Origin of the sequence: Chishuiella changwenlii (assembly GCF_900142565.1) — a bacterium.
GTDB lineage: Bacteria > Bacteroidota > Bacteroidia > Flavobacteriales > Weeksellaceae > Empedobacter > Empedobacter changwenlii.
Window position 1 is genome coordinate 26389 of sequence record NZ_FRBH01000008.1, and the last position, 25132, is coordinate 51520.

The window sequence follows — 25132 nt, forward strand, 5'->3', positions numbered from 1 at the left end:
GAAAATTTAATTTATTTAGACTAAAGTCAAATAAATTATTTAACAGGAAACTCTGGTCTTTCCATTTTATTATTCGTTCCCGTCAAAACTTTTAAGAAACTAACAATTGCTTGCTTTTCTGGTCGTGTAAGATGTAATGGTTTTATAAGAGAATCAGTAATAGGATACATAGGATCATTTTTCTTATTCTCTAACATTTTTTTATCACTTGGTCGAACATTATAAAAGTTTATAATCCCTTCTAAGTCTACAAATCCTCCCGTGTGCATCCATGGTCTAGTAGATAACAATTCTCTTAATGGTGGAGTTTTAAATTTACCTAAATCATCAAGGTTTTTTGTTACATTATATCTTCCTAAATCTTCATATTTGGTTTTATAAAAAGCTAAACCAATATTATGAAAAGACTCATCTGTTAAGTATTTTCCATTATGACAGTTCATACATCTTGCTTTAGTTCTAAACAAATGCATTCCGTAAATTTCTTCATCAGACATTGCTTTGTAGTCACCTTTCATAAAACGATCAAATTTTGTAGGGCGGCTAACTATTGTTTCTTGAAAACTTGCTAAAGCATCTGTTATGCGATCGTATGTTATTTCATCGTCACCAAAAGCATTTACAAATAGTGCTTTATAATCTTTGTACTTCTTTAGTTTCTTTGCTAGTTTCTTTGGCTCCATAGCCATCTCATGATGAGCAGAAATAGGTCCTTCAGCTTGTTCTTTTAAAGTAGAAGCTCTACCATCCCAAAAGAAAGATTTACGACTACCAACATTATACAATGAAGGTGTATTTCTAGCTCCACGTAAATGTTCATTACCAAGAGAAACTCCTCTTAAATCATTCCATGCTAATTCGGGATCATGACAAGAACTACAAGAAATTTGATTAGATCCTGATAATTTCGGATCAAAGAATAAGATTTTACCTAAAACAGCTAAAGGAGCTTTTTGTTTCGCAACTAAATCACGGTCTCTTTCTAATGGAGAAAACTCTTCCCAAACAACTCCTTTATCGATAGTTGGTTTAGGCCATTCGGCAATATTTTTTTTGTAACTTTTTACAATATCTGCAATTGTTGGATCTTCAATATTCTCTACATCCATCTTTACTTTTGGTATAAATCCTACCAAAATAAAACAACAAACAACACCAATCAGAAACAAAAATTTTCCTTTCATCTACAAAAAAATTAGTTGCAAATATACACTGTTTTATTGATTAGATTTTTCAATTTTTAACAATGGAAATTAGATTTGAATTAATTTTTAATGAAACTTAATTGAAAACGTATTAAACTAATAAAATAAATCAAAACCATATTAATAATTAATCTTCTATAGATTTTGATTGAATTTTAATTGAATCAATTATAAAAAGATTAAAAATAGTTTTTCTATATCTTATCATAGCATGATTTTTACTTAGTTTAATATTCTTCAATTTATCAAATTCACTCTTTGATAAATCAATAGACTCAATATTTTCTTTAAACTGGAGCTCAGCTTTAAAATATTTACCTCCTCTTTTCCATCTTCCTTCTCTTACATCTAGAATTTTGGCATTATATAACTCTACTGGGGTTTTAGAAAAATATGATAAACTAGATTTAAATACATAATAAAGCGGAACTGATAAGAAGAATGCTATTATAAATGAAACAAAATATTTTACTAAATTTTCATTTATTGATTTAATAAACTGAAAAATGATAACGATAATAATATACAGTATACAAAACAGAAAGAGATAAATTGACCATGTCATATTAAAAATTATAGTATTATCATTTGTATAAATTTGATATACTATAATAAAATAAATAAGTGATGAAATATTATAAATCTTATTCACTCTTTTTTCTTTAGTCTTAGATTTTTTACTCCTAGAATTATTTATATTCCTTGCCATTAATTAAACAACTGATGTAACACTTGTAAAGAGTTAGGTTTTTTAAAATTATTTGTATGAACTTGGTAGTATTTTACCAAAATATCTAATAATAATGATCGTTGCGCTTGATTAAACACATTTTTTGATTCTTCTGTAAAATTAAGTTCTAGTAATTTTTTAAATAAAACTGTTTCATCGGCTTTCAACATATTTATAGAAGAATTAGTATTTGTAAAAAAACCATTTTCTAAATCGAATAGCATTCCATCTTCTTCTAAATTAGGATAAAACCCTAGAAAATGAGATAATTGAATTAGAAATATTAAATGAAAATCAGCAAAATCATCTTTCTTTTGATCAAACTCTTTTAAAGAATTATCAATGTATAAATATAACTCCCTATTTGAAGCCTCTTCTTTTAGAACTAAATTTAAAATCTCTGCTAAGAAAAATATAATTGCTGATTTTATAGGATGAAAATGCAACGACTCATAATAATATACTGTTTGAGCTGATTTTAGATAAACTAAGTGTTGTTCAGATACTTTTGGCGTGTAACTAATTTCAAGTTCATTTAAAGGAAAGTAAAGTGATGTATTTCGCTTCTTTTTTGCAAAAACACCTTTCGCTATAAAGGACTTTAATCCTTCTTGTTCTGTATAACAGCGTACAATTAAACTTGTATCACCATATTTTAAGCTAGAAAGTACTACAGCTTTTGTTTCTATAACTTTCATTAGCGAACAACAGCAATTTTTAGGGTTTTAGTTTCTGTTCCATCAGCATTTGTCATTAAAACCAAATAAATACCAGAAGCAACAGGCCTACCTTTAGAATTATTTGTATTCCATTCTACAATTCCTCCTTCAGCAGTTCTTTCGAACAGTAAATTTCCTACAACATCTGTAATTTTTACTAATGCTCTATTAGGTAAATTCTTTATCGTTACATTGCCTTTGAATGTAGGACGAACTGGATTCGGATAAGCTATTGTTTGATTAAAATTTGTAGATTCTGTTGAAACATCCCCATTAAAAGATACAACTCCTTTATCAGTTGAAAAATATACTTTCCCATTAGATTCATCTAACGAAACATCATAAACAATATCAGAAGGTAAAGGAGAATTTTTTGTTGTAAAATGAAACTTTGTTTCTTCGCCATTTTCAGAAACATAATAAACTCCTGCTCCATTAGTAGCTATCCACTTTCTATTTGCATTATCTACTTTTATAGCATAAATTCCGATATCAGTTAATAAAGCTTCAGGAATTCCATCTTGAATAATAACAATAGGTTCTGCAGAAAAATTACCATTATCTGCTGCACCTTCTATACCATAGGTTACAGCTAAACCTTCTGCTGTACCAATCCAAAGATTACCTGTTCTATCTAGTGCTGCAGACCAAACATTATCTGTTGGTAAGGTTTGGTCTCCCGTATTTAATATATTTCCTATCGTTTCGTAATTATCTTTTCTTATAATCGCAACTCCTCCTCTCCTCGCTTGAGGGACATAAATATATTTATTGTCAATAATTGGAGATAAAGCATTCGATGCATCTAAATTTGTTCGTTGTACAACTCTCCAATTAGCGCCTTTTATTTTTACAGCTAATGAATTTACATTTCCATTTAATAAACCATAATTTGGCACTCCACTAGCCATACAAGCCTCATTACAATAAAAACTTTCTGAAAGATAAAAATTCCCTTGACTATCATAACTTCCTCCTCCAAATCTATAAACTTGAGGTAATGGAGATGTTATATGTGTTGGTTGAGTTTTCCCAGCTTCAAACTCGAAAATACCAATTTGTTTTTGACCCCAATTGATAACTTCAGCATATGGTACAACCATAAAATGATTATCATCTGTAGGATCAACTGCAATTTTTATAATGTCTTTTGCATTTTCAAGACTTTCTGAGCTATAATGTTTCCAATTTTTTGTATCAAAGTATGAAAAACCATCTGCATTAAATGTCAAATTGTTAAAGTTCTCAATTCCTCCTGGGGCAATCCAAACTTTACCATTTTGCGCCGTAACCGAGTAAGAATTATTTGTATAAGGTCCTTGTGGTTTATAATCCATTGTTGTACCAGCAGATAAATCTGTTAGTCCACCTCTTAAAGAACCTGCATAAATTTTATTATTAACAAAAATTGCATCGTTAAAGCTGTAGTTTGGTTTAGTATAACTACTCCCATTTAATACTGAAACCTGATTATCTTGTGTTATTACCAACTGTCCATTAGAAGACTTTAGTTTTCTAATTGTATTATAATTATTGAAAATACCATTTATAGATCTAAGACTATTATTAACAGAGTAAAAAATATCATTATTAAACAATTCAATATTCGTTACGTTTTGTCCTGCATTAATAGGTATCCACGAATTAATATTAGGATTATTTAAATTATTTTGTAGAGCACTAGAATAGATACCATTCGACGTTGCTAAATAAATTGTCTCGTTAAAAACTGTTACATCATTTACAACAAAAGTAGTTCTTGTTGTTTCTTTAAACTCCTCTTCTGTTAAATCGTAAGAAACAACTCCAAAGGCTCCAGAAATAAAAGCAATTCCATTGTGGATAAAAATATTATTAACTTTTTTACTTCCATTGAAATTATTCCATCTTATATCCAAAACCATCGTAGATTCTCCAGATTTCAATAAATCTATTCCTCCATTTTCGTAACCTACTAAAAAAGAATCTGAAGCTTTATCATAAGCCATTGCAGAAATTGCAATATTATTTAGGAAGTTTGTTTTATTAAGTTTTATCCAATCTGCTGTTGGATTTTGTGGATTAAATAAAAATATTCCATTTTCTGAACCACAATAAATTACTCCATTAACTTCTTCAAGGAAATTAACACGATTGTAAGAAAATAAATCGTTCCAACGCGCTCTATTATTTTGCGCATTCAAACTAATGAAAATCATTGAGATGATAAAGAATAATTTTGTCTTCATATTGTACAAAAATACTGTAATAAATAACAAAAAAATCAACTAAAAATTGTATTCTTATCAGATTATATCGTAAAACTTACCTGGAAGTGTTTTAATAGCTTGCTTTAATTCAAGTTCTAAGAGAGTAGGCATTAATTCGTAAGATTTTAAATTAAGTTCGAATGACATTTTATCAATATGTTGTTTTCCATTCATTTTTAGGTAGTTTAAAATTAATTGTTCTTCATCAGAGAACGTTAAAAACAAATCGAGCTGCTGTGTATTTTTCTTTATATCAAAATTAAAATATTCCACAATATCTTTAGAGTTATCAATTAAAAAAGCTTGTTGAGTTTTAATTAAATAATTACATCCCAAACTCAAAGCATCAGTTGTTTTGCCTGGTAATGCAAATACTTCTCTATTATATTCGTTTGCAAACTTAGCGGTAACTAAACTTCCTCCTTTAAAAGCAGATTCGACAACTATTGTAACATCGGACAATCCTGCAATTATTCTATTTCTTTGTAAAAAAGCTTCTGGAATAGGGTTTCTAAAACTTGGTTGTTCTGTTATCCAGCAACCTTTCTCTAAAATTTCTGCTGCAGTTTTTTTATGAGCAGCTGGATAAATTCTATCGAAATTTGTTCCCATTACAGCCCAAGTAGAAAGTTTATTACTTAATGCTTGCGAATGTGCCTCGATATCGCATCCATAGGCTAAACCACTAATTATATTTACATCAAATTCGGCTATATTTTCGATTAATTCAATTATAAAATTTCGTCCATAATTAGACATTTTTCTAGTCCCAACAATGGATACATTCTTTTTACCTATTTTATTAAAATCAATATTTCCTTTTGTATAAATTACTAATGGTGCATCAATGCATTCTTTTAATACATTAGGATAATCTTCATCATAAAAAGTGAGAATATCTATTTTATTCTCAGTACAATATTCTATTTCTTCATAAGCCAATTCTAACCATTTTTCATCTCCAAAATCTTGACTTAATTGTTTTCCTATTCCAGAAATTTTCATTAAATCTGTTGGTTTAGAATTCCAAGCAATTTCAGCGGAATCAAAAAATTGAATAATTTTTCTGGCCATAGCATCTCCTATTCCTCTCTGAAAAGAAATTGCTAATATGTAAGGTAAATTAGGTTGCATTGTGTTAAATTATTAATATTTAATTAAGTATGAATAATTTTAAGTATTTATCTTTGTAAAATCTAAAAAAAATGTTAATTTCGTAGTATGAGGTTAGAAGAGCATATAAGTCAACTATTATTTCAGCACGATTGTGTAATTGTACCCAACTTTGGTGCATTTATATCTAATCCTGCAAATGTTGCTTTTGATGAAGCAACCAATACATTTATTCCGCCTAAGAAAGATCTTTCCTTTAATTCTACTTTAACAAAAAATGATGGCGTTTTAGTGAATAAAATTGTGATAGATGAATACAAATCATTTAACGATGCACAAACATTTATAAATGAGCAAGTTTATTTTTGGCAAGAACATTTGAGAGCGGGAAAAATATTGACGTTAAAAAATATTGGAACTTTACAGTTTAATGAAATTGGAAAAATTGATTTCAAACCTGAAAATGAACAAAATTATTTTATTGCTTCTTACGGACTTTCTAACCTACAAGCAAATTATATTTTAGATTCTTCTGAAACAAAATCTTCTAACAAACATATGTCAAAATTCTTAGCTGCAGCCTCATTTATTCCAATCGTTGTTGGTGGTTATCTATATTTTAACACACCTCAACCTGTACAGAAATTTGTTACAGAACAATGGAGCGGATTAGTTTTACCAATGTTTGGTAAAGAGGATATTTCTAAAAATAAAGAAGAAAGTCTTGTAAAATACGATGTTTACAACATGCCTCAAACAATTTCTGAACCTTCTTTAGTAGAATATCAAATTGCTGAAATGGTAAGAGATTCTGTTGAAGTTCCTAAAAAAGTTGAAATTACTGTTGTAAAAGAAACTAAAATTAACGAAAACGAGAAAGAAGTTACAGCAATTGTAAAAGAAAAACCTGCGAAAAAAGAAGTTGTTAAAACAGATTCTAAAAAGGAAGAAAAGAAGGAAACAGTTGTAAAATCTTCTAAAAAATATCAAGTTATTGCCGCTTCTCTTAAACGTAAAGAGGATGCAGATCGCTTAATTAGCGAATTAAAGAAACAAGGTTATAAAGATGCTGGCGTTACTTATGTAAAAGGACGTTATTATTATGTTACTTATAATAGTTTTGGTAATGTAGAGCAAGCTCAGAAATACATGAATGAGATTAACCAAAAACACCCTGGTACTTGGGTTAGAACAGAAAATTAAAATTATTACTATAAATAGTAAATAGCTATCTTCTTAGGTAGCTATTTTTATTTGAAAAAAGATCGTTTCATAAACTCAATTATTTTACAGAAATTTGCACACAACAAATAAAAGTTATGATAAAAGCAAAAACAGCGAAAGAATCTTTATCTGTAATGACAAATTTAGTCCTTCCCAACGAAACTAATAATTTAGGAAATATGTTTGGAGGAGAATTATTAGCTTCTATGGATAGAATTTCTTCTATTTCTGCAAAAATGCATGGAGGAAGTTACCTTGTTGTTACAGCAAGTGTAAATCACGTTGCATTTAACATTCCTATTCCAATGGGAAGTACTGTAAAGCTAGAATCTAAAGTAACAAGAGCATTCAACTCTTCTATGGAAGTTTATGTAGATGTTTATGTATACGATTATGATAATAGTATTTATAACAAAACAAATACAGGAATTTACACATTTGTAGCTGTTGACAATGATAATAAACCAGTTAGAGTTCCGGAATTAATTCCAGAAACTGAACTTGAAATAGAGCGTTACAATGCCGCTTTACGTCGTAAGCAATTAAGCTTAATATTAGCTGGAAGAATGGATCCTGCTGATGCTCACGAATTAAAATCATTATTTATAACAGAATAAAGACAAAATAAAAAAGGAACCTTATATAAGGTTCCTTTTTTATTGCTTTTATATTTTGATAAAAAATTTAAAGTATTTTTCTTGTCAATCTATCTATTACGTATTCCACTTGTGTTTTACCATGTGGTTTTGGTTTCCCATTTTCATCTAGATTAACCATTGTAATATTTTCTACTGTTATAATTGTTTCATGCGTCATTTTGTTTCTAACTTCGCAACGAAGAATTAATGAAGTAGTTCCAAACTTTACAACTTCAGTTCCTATTTCTACAATATCACCTTCTCGCGCAGATGCCATAAAATTTATCTCAGACATATATTTGGTTACAACGTGAGAGTTTTCTAATTGTACAACACTATATAATGCTGCTTCCTCATCTATCCAAGCTAAAAGCTTTCCTCCAAATAATGTTTTATTTGGATTTAAATCCTCTGGTTTTACCCATTTACGCGTGTGAAATTTCATAGTTATCTGTTGTTCTGGTTATCTCTTTATTATTATTGGATGCCATAAAATTAGCATCAGTGATAAACTTCACTAAATTTAACGCATTTTTTCCATCTAACAAAGACTCATTATTAAACAACATAGCATCCGAAATTTCTGTAACTAAATTAGAGTGAAAATTTTTCTGTTCTGTTGATATTTTCTGAGAACAACATACATTTTTAAGATCAGAATAAATCATCTGATTAAGATATTGATCTCCTATTTTAATTGTTCCTTTCTCTGAAATAATAGTAATATTACTTTCAAAATTTTTATTAAAAACAGAAGTTGTATAAATCATATTTCCAATTGCATCATTAGCCGTAAAGTTTATACATCCAGAATCATCAAAATCTGTTATTTGTTCATGTGTAAAATTATAACTCTTAGAAGCTGTACATTTTACCTCATCAAACCAGAAATTCATAATATCTATAAAATGAGAAAATTGCGTAAATAAAACACCTCCATCCATTTCGTGGCTTCCGTGCCATTCTCTCAATTTATAATAATTTTTATTTCTATTCCAATAACAATTGATATTAACCATAAAGATTTTACCTAAACAATTGTTATCAATCAGATTTTTAACATACTGAACTACTGGAGAAAAACGAAGCTGCATAGAAGTAAAAACACGAAGTTTTTTTTCTTCTGCAACTCTTAATATCTCAACAGTATCTTCTACTGTTAATGCAATAGGTTTTTCAATTAAAACATTTTTCCCAGCTTTTAGACAACGAATAGCGTGTTCTCTATGCAAACCATTTGGCGTTGCAATAACAACAACATCTGTTTCTTGGTCTTCTATTAAAAAACCTTCTAAAGTAGAGTAACCTTTAACAGATAAATCTTCTGGAAGATTAAAATCTATTATAGAAATTAATTGAGCATTTTCTGCTTCCTCTATTGCTTGTTGATGAACACGTCCGATATGACCAAAGCCTAATATGGAAAAATTCTTCATTAAATCTATTTAATAATTTTCTCTAATATTTTTTGAGTAATTAAGTAAGTTGGTTTTACACCAGTTAAACCTAATCCTCCTGAAGCTAATGTGCTCCCTGTTTCTAATGGATTATCTGAAGCGTAATATGCATACATTACTTTTACATCTTTATCTATGTGATGTCTTATCTTAGAAGCAACCTGAATTGCTTTTTGATAATGTGCTCCTTCCATTTCTAATCCGATTGCTTGGAAAGATGAATTTTTAAAATATTCTAAAATATCTTTATTCTGTAATGATGTTCCTAAAACTGAAATCATAGGTCCTTCATATACTCCTAATCCTTGCCCTTCGAAATCTGAAGCTGATAATTCGTTATCAAAAACATAATTATCTGTTGTTCCTTCAAATACGTGAGCAGTAGCAATCATAATGTCTCCTTTTACACCTTCTAAAATTCCGGCTTTACCCATAATTGCAACAGATTTAACATTCATTTTAAAACGAATATCTCCTACTTTATAAGGTTTTAAAAGTTCGTCCATTGCTTCAAAAGCCTGCTCTCCAAATGCATAATCCATTACAATGATAACCTCATTGTTTTTATCTTTTGCATAAGAAAATGCCGAATTTGTCACATTTACTTTTTCTAAATCAATAATCTGAACATCTATATTTGTTCCTGACTGATCTTTGATATAGATTAAGCCATTTTGTTGTGTGTATTCATTTAACGAATCTCTTAAGATTTTGTTGTTTGCAGCACTTAAATCTTCGTAAATTTCTACACCATCATTTTTAAACTTTCTTTTCAATCCATCATAGGCATACAACATATTAGATACACTGTGCATATTAGCTGAAACGATGTGAATGTTTTTATCTTGAAGATTATTTTCAAATAATACTCTTTTAATCTCATTTGCCCATTTTTCACCAATCATGTGATGACCAATAGACTCTCTTAATGTCGATGTAAAAGTAACCTCACGTTTTTTAGTCCCTATACGGTCTTGTTGACTTGTATAACCCATCCAATAAACAATTCTGAAAAAACGATCTTTGTCTTCGTTTGTTCCAAAATAACTGTGTATTGCTTGCGTTTCTTCGAATGTTCTACCTAAAATAGTAGATAAATGCATTAAAGCTACTTCACGATCTTTACGAGATATTTCTGATTTACTAAAAACTACTTCTTCTATAAATTCCCAAACTCTATTCTTAGTAAGCGTATCATTACTAAATGCACGATTTCTAATTTTGTCTGCTTCATTGTATAAAAAAGTTAAATGCGTTAAAACATCGTAAATATCAGAACGACCACGAGATATTTCTATGTTCATTTGATCGTCATCTATACGATAACAAAAACGACGACGTTTTGCAGGAATTATTGGTGTAAAAATAGATCTATCGTATCCTTCATCAGAAGTAAAACACACATAAGGTGTTTCAACTATTCCTTCAGGTAAACGATCTAAAACATACATTAAACCACTTAATTCAACTTTATTTGGATCTGTCATTGATCCATAAATTTCAGGATCAATTTCAAATAATAAATTTCTTAATATTTTTCCAGGTGCACCAGATGGACGGTACACTCCTCTATGAAATAAATGACGCATTGAGATATATAATTTCTCGATAGCATCAGTAGATCTTCTTGCTCTTGTTATTGACATAATAATTTTATTTTTTCTGGTTGTTTAGTTCATTTTGAATTGTCATTAATTCATCGTACCATTCTGTTCCAAATTTTCTAACTAAAGAATCTTTTGCAAAAGTTGCTACATTAACTTTTAATTCTTTTCCTAAGGTACAAGCATCTGAGCAAATATCCCATACGTCATAGTTGACTGCAGTGAAATTTGAATATTCCTTAATACGAACTGGATATAAATGACAAGAAATAGGTTTTTTATAATCAATTTTTCCTTCTTCATATGCTTTTTCTATTCCACATTTTGAGAAGCCATTTTCCTCAAAAACTAAATATGCACATTCTCTATTATTGACTAATGGTGTTACCCAATCTCCGTCAGAATCCATTGTATATTTACCTTCTTCCTCAATTACGGCAATTCCTTCTGCGCGTAAATAAGGTTTTACATCTTGATAAATATCGTCTAAAATGGTAAGTTCATCTTCGTCTAGTGGTGCTCCGGCATCGCCTTCTACACAACATATCCCTTTACATTTGTTTAAATTACAAACAAAATCTTCATTTAGTAGTTCTTCAGATACAAGGGTCTTTCCTATTTGGAACATAAGTTACATTAAATTTTGTAACGTGCAAATATACGAATAATTACTTAGAAAAATGTAATTTTGTATAATAATAATGAATAACATTCTTTCAAAAATAAGTCATCCTAAGCAACTTAGAGCTTTAGATACAACTCAGTTAACTGCGTTAGCTTACGAGATGCGCGAGTTTATTTTAGATACTTTAAGCGTAAAACCAGGACATTTAGGCGCTAGTTTAGGTGTTGTAGAGCTTACAATTGCACTACATTATTACTATAATACACCAGAAGATTTGTTAATTTGGGATGTTGGACATCAATCTTATCCACATAAAATTTTAACTGGTAGACAACAACTTTTTGATTCATTAAGACAAAAAAATGGAATCTCTGGTTTCCCTTCTCGAACAGAAAGCGAATTTGATACATTTGGAACTGGACATTCTTCAACATCCGTTTCGGCAATTGTTGGAATGGCTACCGCAGATAAAATAAATCAAATTAACCGAAAACATATTGCCATTATTGGCGATGCATCTATTACTTCTGGAATGAGTTTGGAAGCGCTCAACCATCTTGGTTCAACAGATTTAGATGTCTTAATTATCTTAAATGATAATAATATTGGAATTGATGATTCTGTTGGTGGATTAAAAAAATATTTTAAATCATTAGAAAATCAAACCGAAAATATTTTTACCAATTTTGGTTTAAATTTTATTGGAACAATTGACGGTCATAATTTCGAAGAACTTTTTTCTGCATTCGATAAAGCAAACTCCATAAAAGGTCCTAAAGTTTTACATATAAAAACTATAAAAGGAAAAGGATACGATCTAGCAGAAATTGATCAAGTTAAGTGGCATGCTCCAGGTTTATTTAATAAATTAACTGGAGAAATTTCACAATCTAAATCATCTACAACATACCAAGATATTTTTGGAGAAACTTTATTAGATTTATTAAAAAATAACTCTAAAATTGTTGCAATTACGCCAGCAATGCTAACTGGAAGTAGTTTAATAAAAAGTCGAAATCAATTTCCAGATCGAGTAATAGATGTTGGTATTGCTGAACAACATGCTGTAACATTTGCAGCTGGTTTAGCCACACAAAACACTGTCCCGTACTGTGTTATTTATTCAACATTTTTGCAACGTGCCTACGATCAAGTTATTCATGATATTGCTTTACAAAACCTTCATGTAGTTTTTTGTATAGATAGAGCTGGTTTTGTTGGGACAGATGGTGCTACACATCACGGAATATTTGATATTTCTTTTTTAAGAGAAGTTCCTAATATGATTGTTTCATCTCCAAGAAATGAAAAAGATTTTAGAAATCTTCTTTATACAGCTCAATTTACAAAACAGCCTTTTGCTATTCGTTATCCAAAGAACGAAATCCCATTAAGTCCAGATTCAACATATGAGAAAATAGAAATTGGAAAATCTGAAATTATCTTCGAAGGAAATAAATTAGCTATTCTTTCAACTGGATTAATAAGTTCTCGAATAGAGAAAATAATTGAACAGAATAATTTACAAGATAAAATTGCATTGATAGATTTTCCTTTTATTAAACCTTTAGATGAGTCTAGATTAAAAGCTATTTCTTTAAAATATGATACGATACTAACTTTTGAAGACGGTATAAAAAAAGGAGGATTTGGAAGTGGAGTTTTAGAGTTTTTAAACTCTATTCATTACAAAGGTAATACGACAATTAATGGTTATCCCGATGAATTTATAGAACATGCATCAATTAAAGAATTAGAAGAAATGGTTGGTTTAGATGATTTGTCTATTTTACAAATGATTTTGAATTATCTTTAATTTTCGGTACAAGAGTTGTAAGAGTTTTTATGATCTTAATAAATAAAAAAATGAAAAAAATAATCGGATTATCATTTGTTGCTATACTATTGATTTTACAGGCTTGTGGAACAACAAAAAACATGCAAGAGTTTTACACAAAGTATGATAAACAAGCAACTGTTATTCCTTTACCTTCTTTTGCTTTAAAGCTAGCAGGAAAAGCTGGTGGAACAGATTTATTTAATTACATAAAGTCTGCAAAAGTATTCGTAATTAGCGATGCTGGTCAAGGTAAACAAAACCGTGTAATTAAAGATTTACAATCTTCTTTTAGAGGAGAAAATTTTGAGAATTTAATTAAATTAAAATCTAAAAATAACAATCTAAATGTTGCACTTAAAGAGCAAAATGGACGAGTAAATAAAATGATTTTTGGAATTAATGGCTTAAGTAATGTTTTAGTTATCGATTCTAAATTAGATATTACAAGAGCAGAATTAGATAAAGCGTTAGAAAATATCAATACTGATGACATTGAAAATTTAGCAGAAATTCTGAAATAATTTTTAAAACTCAGCTTAATAAATCAACCCCAAAGAATTTCTTTGGGGTATTTTTTTTCATAAAAAAAGGTGTTATAAATCATTTATTTAGGGTTTTTATGGAAAACCGTAATTTATAACAAAATCTCGCTATTACATTTGTGAAAATTAGTTATTAATGAGTGACATTTCTATTCGAGTTGCATTAGATTTTTCGGAATGTACAACTGCACAAAAAGAAGTTTTTTTCGAGCACTTAAACTCGTTAAATTGGGAATCTATTAATCCAAATAAATTATGGATTACCAACCTTATCGAATGTGATAATCATCAACAATTAGTTGATGAAATAGAAAAAGAATTAATAGTTGCAAAAGAGATTTCTAATTTATACGAATTACATTATGCGATTATTACAAATAATGAAATTTACTTTAATCATTTAAATTAAAAATAGTATACTGATTACTTACTTAACCGTAAACTACAAAATCGTCACATCTTTAAATTAAGGAGGGTGACGATTTTACTTTTTCTGCATTTATAAATTAACTAAATTTGCACACTTAAAAAATACTCATAAAACAATGCGCGTAATTCTGCAACGTGTTCAGAGAGCTTCCGTTGAAGTGGAAAAAGAAATTGTTGGAAAAATACAACATGGAATTTTAGCTTTAGTAGGTTTTGAACCAGAAGATACAATAGAAGATTTTGAATGGATATCGAAAAAAATAATTCAACTACGAATTTTTAACGATCATAATCACGTAATGAATCTTGATATTCAACAAGTGATTGGAGACATTTTAGTAGTTTCTCAATTTACATTACATGCAGCTGTAAAAAAAGGAAATAGACCCTCTTATATTAAGGCTTCTAAACCAGATATCGCAACAGAACAATATCAAACATTTTTATCCGTTTTAGAAAAAAACTTTAAACCTGTACAAAGAGGAATTTTTGGAGCAGACATGAAAGTTGAATTATTAAATGATGGTCCTGTTACCATTTTTATTGATTCGAAAAATAAAGAATAAACCGACTAATTTTCAAAAAATATATGAATAAAATTTTACTTTTAACAACATTTTTCATTGCCAATTTTTGTTACTCTCAAGATTATTCAGCAGATAAAATTCCTGCAAATTTACTACAAGATGCTTACGCCGTAGTACGTCAGAAAAATGAAACTGTAGAATTGTCAAAAATTGACGAATTAAAATATACCGAAGATGTAGTAATCACTGTACTAAGTAAAGCAGGAGATAGCTATGTAGGCGCTTACACAAATTATAGTCCTAGTACAAAAATTAATCTTTTTGAAGCAAGTTTGTATGATGCCTCTGGAAAAGAAATTAAAAAGTTTAAATCGAAAGATTTTGGTGACCAAAGTAATGTAGATGGTGGTCAAATGTATACAGATGACCGTGTAAAATATTTAAGTTTTACGCCAACAACTTATCCATATACAATTCATTACAAAATTGTTACTATAACAAAAAATACCATTTTTATCCCAAGATGGTTTCCTATAGGAGCATCTAATTTATCTATTGAACAGGCTAATTATCAATTCACGAATAAAACAGATTCTAAAATTAGATTTAGTGAAAAGAATTTAAATAATTATCAAGTTCAAAAAATTGGTGATAGCAACCAAGTAACATACTCACTAACTAATATTCCTGCTTTTGAAGAAGAAGACAACATGATTAATTCTCGCAATATTTTTCCTAATGTTATTGTTGCTTCAGATCAAATTAATATTGCTGGTATTAAAGGAAAATTTGATAATTGGAATGATTACGGAAAATGGTTTTATGAGAATTTAATTAATGGAAAATTAGATTTTACTCCAACACAAAAAGCCTTTTTTCAAGACCTAGTAAAAGATGCAAAAACAGACCGTGAAAAAGTTCAAATTTTGTATAAACACATGCAAAATAAGGTTCGTTATATTGGTGTACAATTGGGAATTGGCGGACTTTCTCCGTTTCCTACATCTTACGTAGAAAACAAAAGCTATGGAGATTGTAAAGCACTTTCTAATTATATGATTGGAATGTTAGATGCTGTAAATATAAAAGCCTATCATACTGTAATATACGGAAATTCTAATGCAATGGATATTGATGATGAAATGGTTTATCATCAAGGAAATCATATGATTGTGTATGTTCCATTAAAAGAAGAAAATATATGGTTAGAAGCAACAAGTCAAACTTCTCCCTTTAATTATCTAGGTCGTTTTACTTCGGATAGAAAAGCATTTATTATAGAAGAAAACGGAGGTAAAATTATTTCAACTCAGCATTTTAACCCAGAAGACAATCAATTATTAGTAAATGGAAAAGCTTCTATATTAGCCAATGGAACTTTAAACTTCGAGTTTTCTGAGGTTTCTAAAGGTTTAATTTATGAGAATTACTCTAGCTATTCTAGGTTAACAGAAAAAGATTTAAATCTTAGATTAAAAAATCGTTTTAGTGATTTACAAGGAATAAACTTCAAGAAAAAAGAATTTGATAATAGTTTGGAAAATGCAGTTTTTACATCAAATTTTGATTTTTCAGTTCCTAATTATGCTAAAATTCAAGGAAATAATATTATTATTAATATGATTCCTGTTAACAGAGAAGAAACGTCTGTAAAAAAAGCCAAATTACGTAAATTCGATTTTAAAATTCAAAGTGGATACGTTGATGAAGTCTCTTATATATTAACCTTACCAGAAGGTTATAAATTACCAACATTATTTTTACCTATTATAATAAAGTCAGATTTTGGTGAATACTCTTTACAAATTACACCAAAAGAAAAAAACAACTTCGAAGTAAAACGCGTTTACAAACAGTTAGCTGGAACTTTTGCCAAAGAAAAATACAACGACTATGTTGATTTCAGAAGGCAAATTGCTGGCTACGATAATACTAAAATTTTATTAGAAAAATTATAACACCTATATGAGAACATTTTTTACAATTGTTTTATCTACCATTACTACAATCAGTTTTGCTCAAGAAGTAAAGTTTGGAAAGTTATCCAAACAAGATTTTAACAAAACAGAAAGTACGATACAAAAAGATGCTCCAGCAGAAGTTTTATACGCTGATGGAAATTACAAAATTAGTTTCAGCGCTACAGGTGTTGAACAAACAAAAAAAGTATTTTACCGTTACATTGTTTTTGACAAAGACAGAACACCTGACGACGTTTTAACGATAAGTATTCCTATTTACAAAAGTTCAGGATCTGACCAAGATAAAGTTCTTACATTAAAAGCTGTAACTTACAATTTAGAGAATGGTAAAATTATTGAGCAGAAAGTAGAAAAAAAAGATATTTTCTTAGAAAAAGCTCACCGTTTTTTAGACAAACAAACTTTTACATTTCCTAATGTAAAAAATGGATCTATCTTAGAATATACTTACGAAATTTCTTCTCCATTTATCAATCAAACAGATACTTGGTATTTCCAACAATCTATTCCTGTTATAAAAAGTAATTTAACTTTTGAATCGCAAGAATTTTTTAATTACCAACAGGATTTAAGAGGTGGATTTGCTCCGAAAATGAAAAAAGATCTGAAAAGTGAAAATATCACTTACATTTCTGGAAGTTCAAGAGGTGTTTCTTCTTTTGGAGGAGCTGCATATGGAAGTAGTATAAATAATGATAAATTAAATATTAATTCTTTAAGTTATTCATTAGAAAATCTTACATCATTATCCAGAGAAGCTTACGTTTTAAATCACCGTAACATGTTAGCTAGCGTTCAATTCGAATTAGCGTCTTATCATTCGCCTGGACAACCTATTAACAATTACTCAACAACTTGGGACAAAATCGGAAAAGATTTAATGGAGCATTCTGATTTTGGAAAACAATTAAATGGAAATGCTTTTTTAGATGAAACTGTAAAAGGTATTACTGCAAATAAAACAACAAATTTAGATAAAGCTCAGGCAATTTTTGATTATGTAAAAACAAACATGACTTGGAATGATTATTCTGGGGAATATACAGATAAAGGAATTAGAAAAGCTTTTAACGAAAAATCTGGAAACGTTGCAGATATTAACTTAATGCTTATTTCTATGTTAAGAAAAGTTGGTATTGAGACTAATCCTATTATTTTAAGTACAGTTAGTAACGGTTTAATTAATTATGCTTTTCCTTCTCGTACTAAAATAAATTATGTTATTGCTGGTGCAACAATTGATGGAAATTTTTATTTGATTGATGCGACAGATAAAAACGCACAACTTAATTTATTGCCTATTCGTGATATTAATGATAGAGGTTTCATGATTTCTGATAAAGGTATTAAAGAAGTTTTATTAAGAAATTCTGTTATGACAAGCGATAAGAAATCAATTACAGCAGATTTAAAAGCAGACGGTTCTTTAACAGGTGTTTATTCTAGTATTCGTGATAACTACTTTTATATGTCAGACAAGAGCGAAATTGCAAATGATCCTAAAGCATTCGAAAAAGAATACATTGAGGATTATAATTTCGAAATTGCTGACTTTAAAACACAAGATAATAGCAAAGATTTAATTCGTCATCAATTCAAATTTTCTGATGTAAAGGTTGATGTTGCAGGAAATAAAATAATTTTTAGTCCATTTTTATTCATTGCAAATACAAAACATAGTCTTAATTTGGAACAACGTAATTATAATATAGAGTTTGGTGCTCCTATTACAAATACCAATACAATAAAAATTAAAATTCCTGAAGGATACAAAGTAGAATCTATGCCTAAAGAAAAGAATTTTACAATGCCAGATCAAGCTGCTGGTTATGCTTATAATGTAATAGAAAGAGATGGTTTTATTATTGCACAAGCACAAAAAGTAACTCCTTACAGTGTTTTACCAGCAAATTATTACAAACCTTTAAAAGAGTTTTTAGAAAATATTATTTCTACTGAAGGACAACAAGTAGTTCTTGTAAAACAGTAAATAAAAAATTAATTTCATTTATAAAACCACTCTTTCGAGTGGTTTTATAATTTTGTACCTTTACTTTTTAATCAAATAAAATTTTAAAATAGATGAGTCTTAAACAAGCACAATTAGATGTTGACAATTGGATAAAAGATCATGGCGTTCGTTATTTTAACGAGTTAACAAACATGGCACAATTAACAGAAGAGGTAGGAGAAGTTGCTCGTATTATTGCTCGTCGTTATGGAGAGCAGTCAGAAAAAGAATCAGATAAAAATAAAGACTTAGGGGAAGAATTAGCAGATGTTATATTCGTTGCTTTATGTTTAGCTAATCAGACCGGTGTTGATTTAGAAACTGCTTTTTATAAAAAATTAGATTATAAAACAAAACGTGATCACGATCGTCATCAAAATAATGATAAATTAAAATAAACTATGATTGAAATTTCGGCTTTACAATCGCCATTAAAAAATCAATTAGCAATTACAGGATCAAAAAGTGAGAGTAATCGTTTGTTGCTATTAAATAAATTATTTAATCAAGTTTTAACTCTAGAGAATGTTTCAAATTCTGAAGATTCTCAATTAATGCAAAAAGCTTTAGCAAATGAAACTGATTTAATCGATATTCATCATGCTGGAACTGCAATGCGCTTCTTAACTGCTTATTTTTCTATTCAAGAAGGAAGAACAATTACAATAACTGGATCTGCTCGTATGAAACAACGTCCAATTAAAGTTTTAGTAGATGCCTTAAATCAATTGGGTGCAGAAATTACTTATGCAGAAAATGAAGGCTTTCCTCCTTTAAAAATTGTTGGAAAAAAAATTACGACTAATTCAATTACAATTCCATCTAATATAAGTTCTCAATACATTACAGCTTTGTCTTTAATTGGGACAAAATTAGAGAATGGTTTAACGATTACTTTGGACGGAAAAATTATTTCTGTTCCGTACATTCAAATGACAATTGAATTATTAAATAGAGTTGGTATAAAAGCTATTTTTGAAGAAAATACGATTACAATTCCATTTACAGAAAATATTCAATCAGAAAAATTACAAGTAGAATCTGACTGGAGTTCTGCTTCTTATTACTATAGTTTAATCGCTTTATCTAAAGAATCTGAAATAACAATTTCTACTTATTTTGAGAATTCATTGCAAGGAGATTCGGCACTACAAAATATCTATGCAGAACATTTTGGTGTAATTTCTACTTTTAAAGATGGAAGTTTAACATTAAAAAATAATCCAGCATTTTCTTTAGAAAATAGAATCGAATTAGATTTAATTAATACGCCAGATATTGCTCAAACTATTGCAGCAACTTGTGTTGGTTTAAAAGCTAAATGTTTATTGACTGGTCTAGAAACTTTAAAAATTAAAGAAACTGACCGTTTAGTTGCTTTAAAAAATGAATTAGAAAAATTTGGAGCAATTATTACCATTACAGATGATTCTTTATCTATTGATGGGTACAATGCTTATACAACTGTACCTAAGTTAGAAACATACAACGACCATAGAATGGCTATGTGTATGGCACCATTGGCACAAATTTATTCGATTAGAATTAACAACGAAATGGTTGTAGAAAAATCTTATCCAACGTTTTGGGAAGATTGGACAAAATTAGGTTTCGAAATTAAAGCTATATAATAGAAACTCCCATTAAGTAACTTAATGGGAGTTTTTTATTTGTAATTCGTTGAATCTTATTCTGAGCTAATGAAAATTCTTTTAAAGATTATTCTATAAGATAATTCTAAAACAGATTTTAAGAGAAGTTCTGCATATTAACTAAATTCGCATACACACCGTTTTTCTCTATAAGTGACTGGTGATTCCCTTCTTCTACTATTCTACCAGAATCCATTACAATAATTTTATCTGAACTCTGTATCGTTGATAATCTATGTGCAATAACCAAAGAAGTTCGGTTCTCCATCATGTTGGTTAATGCTACTTGAACTAATTTTTCTGATTTTGTATCTAAAGCAGAAGTTGCCTCATCTAATACCATTATAGGTGGATTTTTGTAAACTGCTCTCGCTATACTTACACGTTGTTTTTGTCCACCAGAAAGTTTATTACCTCCCTCTCCAACAGATTCTTGGTATTGCTCTGGCATTTTTACAATAAATTCTGCTGCGTTTGCAATTTCTGCCGCATGCTCTACTTTTTCTTGATTTGGATTTTTATCTCCTAAAGCAATATTATTATATAGAGTGTCATTAAACAAAATAGAATCTTGCGTTACTAAACCAAATAAGGTTCTGTAATCATGTAATTTAATATGCTTAATATCAATTCCATCAATTAAAATTTGACCAGATTTAACATCCCAAAAACGTGTAATTAAATTAGCTAATGTCGACTTTCCTGAACCTGATTGTCCTACAAGTGCTACTGTTTCTCCTTTGTTTATTGTTAAATTAAAATCTTTAATCACATCATATTCACCATAAGCAAATGTGACATTTTTAAACTCAATTTTATCTTCAAACGTTTCAATAGATTTAGCCTCAGCAGTATCTTGTATAGAGACCTCAGCATCTAATACATCAAAAATACGCTTTGCAGAAACTTCTCCTTTTTGTACATCAGATAAAGCTTTAGAAAAACGCTTAATTGGGTCTAATAAGGTATAAAACGTTGCGATATAAAAAATAAATTCAGATCCTGATAATCCATTTCCTTCTAACGATAATTTTCCTCCAAAAAATACAATTAATCCAATTGTAATTGCTCCTAAAAATTCGCTTGTTGGTGAAGCCATCGCACGTTTTTTCATTACTTTTTGTAGGTATTTTCTGTAACGATTTATCGAGTCATCAAATCTTCCTTTTACTTGTTCTTCTGCATTAAAAATCTTAATAATTTTTAAAGAAGATAATGTTTCATCAACATAAGTAATAATGTTTGATAGCTCTACTTGTGCATTTTCTGCCGCTCTTTTTAAACTTTTACCAATCAATGAAATAATTGTTCCCATAATAGGAAATACCAATATTGCAAAAATGGTTAATTGGTAACTAACTGTGAATAAAAAAATCACAAAAACAATAATCATAATTGGTGAACGAACCAGCTCAACAAAAGAGTTAAGAATATTACTTTCTACTTCGTTTACATCACTTGACATTCTATTAATCATGTCTCCTTTTCTTGTTTCTGTAAAATATGCAACAGGTAATTCTATAATTTTATTATGAATATCAACACGTAAATCTCGTGTAACACCTGAACGTAAATCGACTAAACAAGTTTCTGAAAGAAAACTAAAAATATTTCTGAATAAAAATGCTACAATAAAAACTAAGCAAGACATCGCCAAAACATAAACTGGTCCTTCTGTTTGCGAAAGCTGATTCATGTAATAACCAGAATAATCAGAAAAAAATTGTTTTAAGTCGACCAAATGACCAGTATAAACTGGCTTTTCAACTATGTGGGTTTTATCTTCTCCAAAAAGTACTCCTAATATAGGCATCATGAATGCCAGCGCAATAATATTAAATATTGCATAAAGTAAATTAAAGATAATTGCCGTAACAAATGATGATCTGTATGGCTTTATATAAGATATAGCTCTGCTTTTATATGAACTCATTTAATTTTTTTTAATCTATCAAAATTATATTTTGAGAGCACAAATTTACACAAAAAAATAATGACTATTCTTTTCGGAATAGTCATTATAGAGTAAAATTTTGTGGTTTGATTACTCAGTGTAACCCTTTTCGTTTTTGTTTTGATTATTTTACTCGATGCCAAGTTTGTGTTCTTCCTACAAGAGAAATCCCAATATAACCTCTAACATCAAGTTTGTCATTTCCATTTAATGACATTTTTGCTTTGTATTCTTTTCCTTTGTTTGGGTCTAGAATTTTACCTCCACTCCATTCATTTCCGTCCTTTTTAAGACCGTAAAGAATTTGCATACCCAAAATTGGTTTATTTTTTAATGCTCCTGAACATTCTGTACATTTCGCATCTTCTTTTCCTTTAGTTAAAATCTTAGTTACTTTACCGTAAAGCTTTCCATCTTTTTCAAAGATTTCTACGTAAGATTTTGGTTGTTTAGTCTCATCATCTATTGTTTTCCAAGTTCCTATCGGAGATTGTGCAAACATAATTGATGTTAGCATAAAGAATAACCCGAATAAAATTGATTTTTTCATAATTTTTATCCTTTAAAATTGATTTCACTAAATTAACATTTTTTTGGTGTAAATAAAACACTAACCTAAAAAAAGTATATTATTTAACATAAATTAATAAAAAACACAAATTAAACTACTGATTATTAATCCAAAAGACGCTAAACACATTTTACAAAACTATTAAATGATTTTATTCATTATAGTCAAAAAATTCTTTATTTAGTAAGCTAATGACATGATGTTTTAATTAAATTTTCATCAAAAAAATCATAAAAACCTATTTGCAATTAACAGAAGTGAAAAAAAATATTATATTTGTCTACTAATTTAATAGAGTTAATAGATAATATGAATCATATAACAAAATATACAATTCCTTTTAACAAAAAAGAATTAGACCCAATAATAGAATCTATCCTATATGATGCGATTTTTTCACAACCAAATACAACATATAAAAAACAAGAATTATTTAATCAATTCAATAAAATATTACTCAAAATAGTACCTGAAACCAAAGCAGAAAAAATTTCCCTTTATTTTTTCGACCAACTTGAATCTGTTAAAAGAGAATTAGAACATTTAGCCTTTGTTTTTTATAAAAATGATCCTGCCTCTAAATCAGAAATAGAAATCATATTAGCTTACCCAGGCTTTCTTGCTATTGCAATTTACCGTTTAGCTAATATTCTATATAAAATAAATACTCCGATTTTACCGCGCTATTTTTCTGAATATGCACATTCTAAAACAGGAATAGATATACATCCTGGCGCAACAATTGGTAAAAACTTCTATATAGATCACGGAACAGGTATCGTAATTGGAGAAACAACAGTAATTGGGGATGATGTTAAAATTTATCAAAGTGTAACATTAGGTGCATTTTATGTATCAAAGGATTTAGCAGATAAAAAGCGACATCCTACCATAGAAAATAATGTTACCATATATGCAGGAGCAACAATTTTAGGTGGAACGACAGTAATTGGAGAAAACGCTATTATTGGAGGAAATGTTTGGATAACAGAAAGTATTGAAGAAAACTCTATCGTGTACCAAACGCAAACACCAATTATTAAAAAACAAAAAATAGACAACGAAAACCAATATATCATATAAAAAATTTTCACAATGATTTATAACAATATTCTAGAAACAATAGGAAATACATCTATTATTAGACTAAGTAGATTATTTCCTGAACACAAAGTTTACATTAAATTAGAAAAAGAAAACCCAGGCGGATCTATAAAAGATCGTATTGCTTTAGCAATGATAGAAGATGCTGAAAAAAGTGGTATTCTAAAACCTGGAGGTACAATTATAGAACCTACTTCTGGAAATACTGGAATCGGATTATCTTTTGTAGCGGCTGTAAAAGGTTATAAAATAATTATTACAATGCCAGAATCTATGTCCATTGAAAGAAGAAAAATTATGGAAGCTTATGGAGCTGAATTTGTTTTGACCCCAAAAGAATTAGGAATGAAAGGTGCAATTGCAAAAGCACAAGAATTAAGTGAAAAAATTGAAGGTGCTTGGGTTCCACAACAGTTTGAGAACGATTCTAATCCTAAAGTTCATTACAATACGACTGCAAAAGAAATTATAAATGATTTTACAAATGGAGTAGATTTCCTAATAACTGGTGTAGGAACTGGTGGACACTTATCTGGAATTGGAAAAGCATTAAAAGAAGTTAATTCTTCTACAAAAGTAATTGCAGTAGAACCAACAGATTCTCCTGTAATTTCTGGCGGAGAACCAGGTCCACACGCAATACAAGGAATTGGAGCAGGTTTTATTCCAAAAAATTTAGATACAACTATTGTTGATGAATCAATTCAGATCACAAAAGATGAAGCATTTGAGTTTGCAATAAAAGCAGCAAAAGAAGAGGGATTATTCGTGGGAATTTCAACAGGAGCATCTCTTGCAGCTGTTTCTAAGAAATTAGATATTATTGATAAAGAAGCTACAATACTTACCATAAATTATGATACGGGAGAACGCTATTTATCGATAGAAGGTTTATATTAAATTAATTCAAAGTATATCACTTTAAAAACGAGACATTGACAAAATGTCTCGTTTTT

23 protein-coding genes are annotated in these 25132 nt (G+C 29.1%); 12 read left to right on the top strand and 11 right to left on the bottom strand.

Annotated features, from left to right (window positions below; genetic code table 11):
* Positions 1-35: 35 nt before the first annotated feature.
* From BUA86_RS10755 to dprA, 5 genes are all read right to left on the bottom strand, one after another.
* Entirely contained in the window at positions 36-1184 is a 1149-nt protein-coding gene (locus tag BUA86_RS10755; protein WP_072932582.1) for a cytochrome-c peroxidase, read from the bottom strand.
* A gap of 148 nt (positions 1185-1332) precedes the next feature.
* Positions 1333-1770 (bottom strand): hypothetical protein, encoded by a 438-nt coding sequence (locus BUA86_RS10760; RefSeq protein WP_143147305.1) that lies wholly within the window; start codon positions 1768-1770, stop codon positions 1333-1335.
* 143 nt (positions 1771-1913) lie between these two features.
* A complete protein-coding gene (gene recO, locus BUA86_RS10765; RefSeq protein WP_072932586.1) occupies positions 1914-2633 on the bottom strand; it encodes a DNA repair protein RecO in 720 nt (239 codons plus the stop codon).
* Positions 2633-4882 (bottom strand): type IX secretion system anionic LPS delivery protein PorZ, encoded by a 2250-nt coding sequence (gene porZ, locus BUA86_RS10770; RefSeq protein ID WP_083580353.1) that lies wholly within the window; start codon positions 4880-4882, stop codon positions 2633-2635. The genes recO and porZ overlap by 1 nt, the downstream gene beginning before the upstream one ends.
* Positions 4883-4939: 57 nt before the next feature.
* Positions 4940-6037, bottom strand: coding sequence for a DNA-processing protein DprA (dprA, locus tag BUA86_RS10775; protein WP_072932589.1), 1098 nt, complete (start codon positions 6035-6037; stop codon positions 4940-4942).
* A gap of 87 nt (positions 6038-6124) precedes the next feature.
* Here dprA and BUA86_RS10780 point away from each other — a divergent pair, with 87 nt between their 5' ends.
* The gene (locus BUA86_RS10780) at positions 6125-7219 is read left to right on the top strand and encodes an HU domain-containing protein (protein ID WP_072932591.1); all 1095 of its coding nucleotides are present in this window, start codon (positions 6125-6127) and stop codon (positions 7217-7219) included.
* A 116-nt stretch (positions 7220-7335) separates the two neighbouring features.
* Positions 7336-7857 carry an acyl-CoA thioesterase gene (locus BUA86_RS10785; protein ID WP_072932592.1) on the top strand — a complete coding sequence of 174 codons (522 nt, stop codon included), beginning with the start codon at positions 7336-7338 and terminating at the stop codon, positions 7855-7857.
* 67 nt (positions 7858-7924) lie between these two features.
* On the opposite strand, the gene BUA86_RS10790 is transcribed toward BUA86_RS10785, so the two are convergent.
* Genes BUA86_RS10790 through BUA86_RS10805 form a run of 4 tightly spaced genes read right to left on the bottom strand, consistent with a single transcriptional unit; the run spans position 7925 to position 11567 of the window.
* Positions 7925-8323, bottom strand: coding sequence for an acyl-CoA thioesterase (locus tag BUA86_RS10790; protein ID WP_072932593.1), 399 nt, complete (start codon positions 8321-8323; stop codon positions 7925-7927).
* Positions 8304-9314, bottom strand: a complete 1011-nt coding sequence (locus tag BUA86_RS10795) for a Gfo/Idh/MocA family protein (RefSeq protein ID WP_072932595.1) — start codon at positions 9312-9314, stop codon at positions 8304-8306. The genes BUA86_RS10790 and BUA86_RS10795 overlap by 20 nt, the downstream gene beginning before the upstream one ends.
* 5 nt (positions 9315-9319) lie before the next feature.
* Positions 9320-10981, bottom strand: coding sequence for a DUF6909 family protein (locus BUA86_RS10800; protein WP_072932596.1), 1662 nt, complete (start codon positions 10979-10981; stop codon positions 9320-9322).
* A 7-nt stretch (positions 10982-10988) separates the two neighbouring features.
* Positions 10989-11567, bottom strand: coding sequence for a DUF3109 family protein (locus BUA86_RS10805; protein WP_072932598.1), 579 nt, complete (start codon positions 11565-11567; stop codon positions 10989-10991).
* A gap of 73 nt (positions 11568-11640) precedes the next feature.
* Between BUA86_RS10805 and BUA86_RS10810 the strand changes: the two genes are divergently transcribed.
* The 8 genes from BUA86_RS10810 (at position 11641) to BUA86_RS10845 (ending at position 20526) form a co-directional block, all read left to right on the top strand.
* Entirely contained in the window at positions 11641-13380 is a 1740-nt protein-coding gene (locus BUA86_RS10810; protein WP_072932599.1) for a 1-deoxy-D-xylulose-5-phosphate synthase, read from the top strand.
* A 50-nt stretch (positions 13381-13430) separates the two neighbouring features.
* Positions 13431-13925: a DUF4252 domain-containing protein gene (locus BUA86_RS10815; RefSeq protein ID WP_178300415.1), complete on the top strand. Its 495-nt coding sequence runs from the start codon at positions 13431-13433 to the stop codon at positions 13923-13925.
* Between the two features lie 157 nt (positions 13926-14082).
* Positions 14083-14355, top strand: a complete 273-nt coding sequence (locus BUA86_RS10820; protein ID WP_072932603.1) for a hypothetical protein — start codon at positions 14083-14085, stop codon at positions 14353-14355.
* Positions 14356-14491: 136 nt separating this feature from the next.
* Positions 14492-14941: a D-aminoacyl-tRNA deacylase gene (dtd, locus tag BUA86_RS10825; protein WP_072932605.1), complete on the top strand. Its 450-nt coding sequence runs from the start codon at positions 14492-14494 to the stop codon at positions 14939-14941.
* Between the two features lie 23 nt (positions 14942-14964).
* Positions 14965-16860 carry a DUF3857 domain-containing protein gene (locus tag BUA86_RS10830; RefSeq protein WP_072932607.1) on the top strand — a complete coding sequence of 632 codons (1896 nt, stop codon included), beginning with the start codon at positions 14965-14967 and terminating at the stop codon, positions 16858-16860.
* 7 nt (positions 16861-16867) lie between these two features.
* Complete coding sequence (locus BUA86_RS10835; RefSeq protein WP_072932609.1) at positions 16868-18874, top strand: transglutaminase family protein; 2007 nt, start codon at positions 16868-16870, stop codon at positions 18872-18874.
* Between the two features lie 92 nt (positions 18875-18966).
* Positions 18967-19293 (top strand): nucleotide pyrophosphohydrolase, encoded by a 327-nt coding sequence (locus BUA86_RS10840; protein WP_072932611.1) that lies wholly within the window; start codon positions 18967-18969, stop codon positions 19291-19293.
* A gap of 3 nt (positions 19294-19296) precedes the next feature.
* Positions 19297-20526 carry a 3-phosphoshikimate 1-carboxyvinyltransferase gene (locus BUA86_RS10845; RefSeq protein ID WP_072932613.1) on the top strand — a complete coding sequence of 410 codons (1230 nt, stop codon included), beginning with the start codon at positions 19297-19299 and terminating at the stop codon, positions 20524-20526.
* A 118-nt stretch (positions 20527-20644) separates the two neighbouring features.
* Here BUA86_RS10845 and BUA86_RS10850 read toward each other — a convergent pair whose 3' ends face one another.
* Together BUA86_RS10850 and BUA86_RS10855 are read right to left on the bottom strand one after the other, a co-directional pair.
* Positions 20645-22480 carry an ABC transporter ATP-binding protein gene (locus tag BUA86_RS10850; protein ID WP_072932615.1) on the bottom strand — a complete coding sequence of 612 codons (1836 nt, stop codon included), beginning with the start codon at positions 22478-22480 and terminating at the stop codon, positions 20645-20647.
* Positions 22481-22625: 145 nt separating this feature from the next.
* Entirely contained in the window at positions 22626-23051 is a 426-nt protein-coding gene (locus BUA86_RS10855) for a DUF2147 domain-containing protein (protein ID WP_072932616.1), read from the bottom strand.
* A 297-nt stretch (positions 23052-23348) separates the two neighbouring features.
* Here BUA86_RS10855 and epsC point away from each other — a divergent pair, with 297 nt between their 5' ends.
* Together epsC and cysK are read left to right on the top strand one after the other, a co-directional pair.
* Entirely contained in the window at positions 23349-24155 is an 807-nt protein-coding gene (gene epsC / locus BUA86_RS10860; protein ID WP_244891557.1) for a serine O-acetyltransferase EpsC, read from the top strand.
* Positions 24156-24167: 12 nt separating this feature from the next.
* Complete coding sequence (gene cysK, locus BUA86_RS10865) at positions 24168-25076, top strand: cysteine synthase A (protein WP_072932618.1); 909 nt, start codon at positions 24168-24170, stop codon at positions 25074-25076.
* Positions 25077-25132 lie beyond the last annotated feature (56 nt).

What these genes read in the sequence shown, in the direction of transcription:
- cysK (WP_072932618.1), top strand. Translation starts at nt 24,168, where the DNA reads ATGATTTATAACAATATTCTAGAAACAATAGGAAATACATCTATTATT.
- dtd (WP_072932605.1), top strand. Translation starts at nt 14,492, where the DNA reads ATGCGCGTAATTCTGCAACGTGTTCAGAGAGCTTCCGTTGAAGTGGAA.
- BUA86_RS10830 (WP_072932607.1), top strand. Translation starts at nt 14,965, where the DNA reads ATGAATAAAATTTTACTTTTAACAACATTTTTCATTGCCAATTTTTGT.
- BUA86_RS10840 (WP_072932611.1), top strand. Translation starts at nt 18,967, where the DNA reads ATGAGTCTTAAACAAGCACAATTAGATGTTGACAATTGGATAAAAGAT.
- BUA86_RS10785 (WP_072932592.1), top strand. Translation starts at nt 7,336, where the DNA reads ATGATAAAAGCAAAAACAGCGAAAGAATCTTTATCTGTAATGACAAAT.
- BUA86_RS10820 (WP_072932603.1), top strand. Translation starts at nt 14,083, where the DNA reads ATGAGTGACATTTCTATTCGAGTTGCATTAGATTTTTCGGAATGTACA.
- BUA86_RS10810 (WP_072932599.1), top strand. Translation starts at nt 11,641, where the DNA reads ATGAATAACATTCTTTCAAAAATAAGTCATCCTAAGCAACTTAGAGCT.
- BUA86_RS10805 (WP_072932598.1), bottom strand. Translation starts at nt 11,567, where the DNA reads ATGTTCCAAATAGGAAAGACCCTTGTATCTGAAGAACTACTAAATGAA.
- BUA86_RS10815 (WP_178300415.1), top strand. Translation starts at nt 13,431, where the DNA reads ATGAAAAAAATAATCGGATTATCATTTGTTGCTATACTATTGATTTTA.
- recO (WP_072932586.1), bottom strand. Translation starts at nt 2,633, where the DNA reads ATGAAAGTTATAGAAACAAAAGCTGTAGTACTTTCTAGCTTAAAATAT.
- BUA86_RS10855 (WP_072932616.1), bottom strand. Translation starts at nt 23,051, where the DNA reads ATGAAAAAATCAATTTTATTCGGGTTATTCTTTATGCTAACATCAATT.
- BUA86_RS10795 (WP_072932595.1), bottom strand. Translation starts at nt 9,314, where the DNA reads ATGAAGAATTTTTCCATATTAGGCTTTGGTCATATCGGACGTGTTCAT.
- BUA86_RS10835 (WP_072932609.1), top strand. Translation starts at nt 16,868, where the DNA reads ATGAGAACATTTTTTACAATTGTTTTATCTACCATTACTACAATCAGT.
- BUA86_RS10845 (WP_072932613.1), top strand. Translation starts at nt 19,297, where the DNA reads ATGATTGAAATTTCGGCTTTACAATCGCCATTAAAAAATCAATTAGCA.
- BUA86_RS10755 (WP_072932582.1), bottom strand. Translation starts at nt 1,184, where the DNA reads ATGAAAGGAAAATTTTTGTTTCTGATTGGTGTTGTTTGTTGTTTTATT.
- porZ (WP_083580353.1), bottom strand. Translation starts at nt 4,882, where the DNA reads ATGAAGACAAAATTATTCTTTATCATCTCAATGATTTTCATTAGTTTG.
- BUA86_RS10790 (WP_072932593.1), bottom strand. Translation starts at nt 8,323, where the DNA reads ATGAAATTTCACACGCGTAAATGGGTAAAACCAGAGGATTTAAATCCA.
- BUA86_RS10780 (WP_072932591.1), top strand. Translation starts at nt 6,125, where the DNA reads ATGAGGTTAGAAGAGCATATAAGTCAACTATTATTTCAGCACGATTGT.
- dprA (WP_072932589.1), bottom strand. Translation starts at nt 6,037, where the DNA reads ATGCAACCTAATTTACCTTACATATTAGCAATTTCTTTTCAGAGAGGA.
- BUA86_RS10850 (WP_072932615.1), bottom strand. Translation starts at nt 22,480, where the DNA reads ATGAGTTCATATAAAAGCAGAGCTATATCTTATATAAAGCCATACAGA.
- BUA86_RS10760 (WP_143147305.1), bottom strand. Translation starts at nt 1,770, where the DNA reads ATGACATGGTCAATTTATCTCTTTCTGTTTTGTATACTGTATATTATT.
- BUA86_RS10800 (WP_072932596.1), bottom strand. Translation starts at nt 10,981, where the DNA reads ATGTCAATAACAAGAGCAAGAAGATCTACTGATGCTATCGAGAAATTA.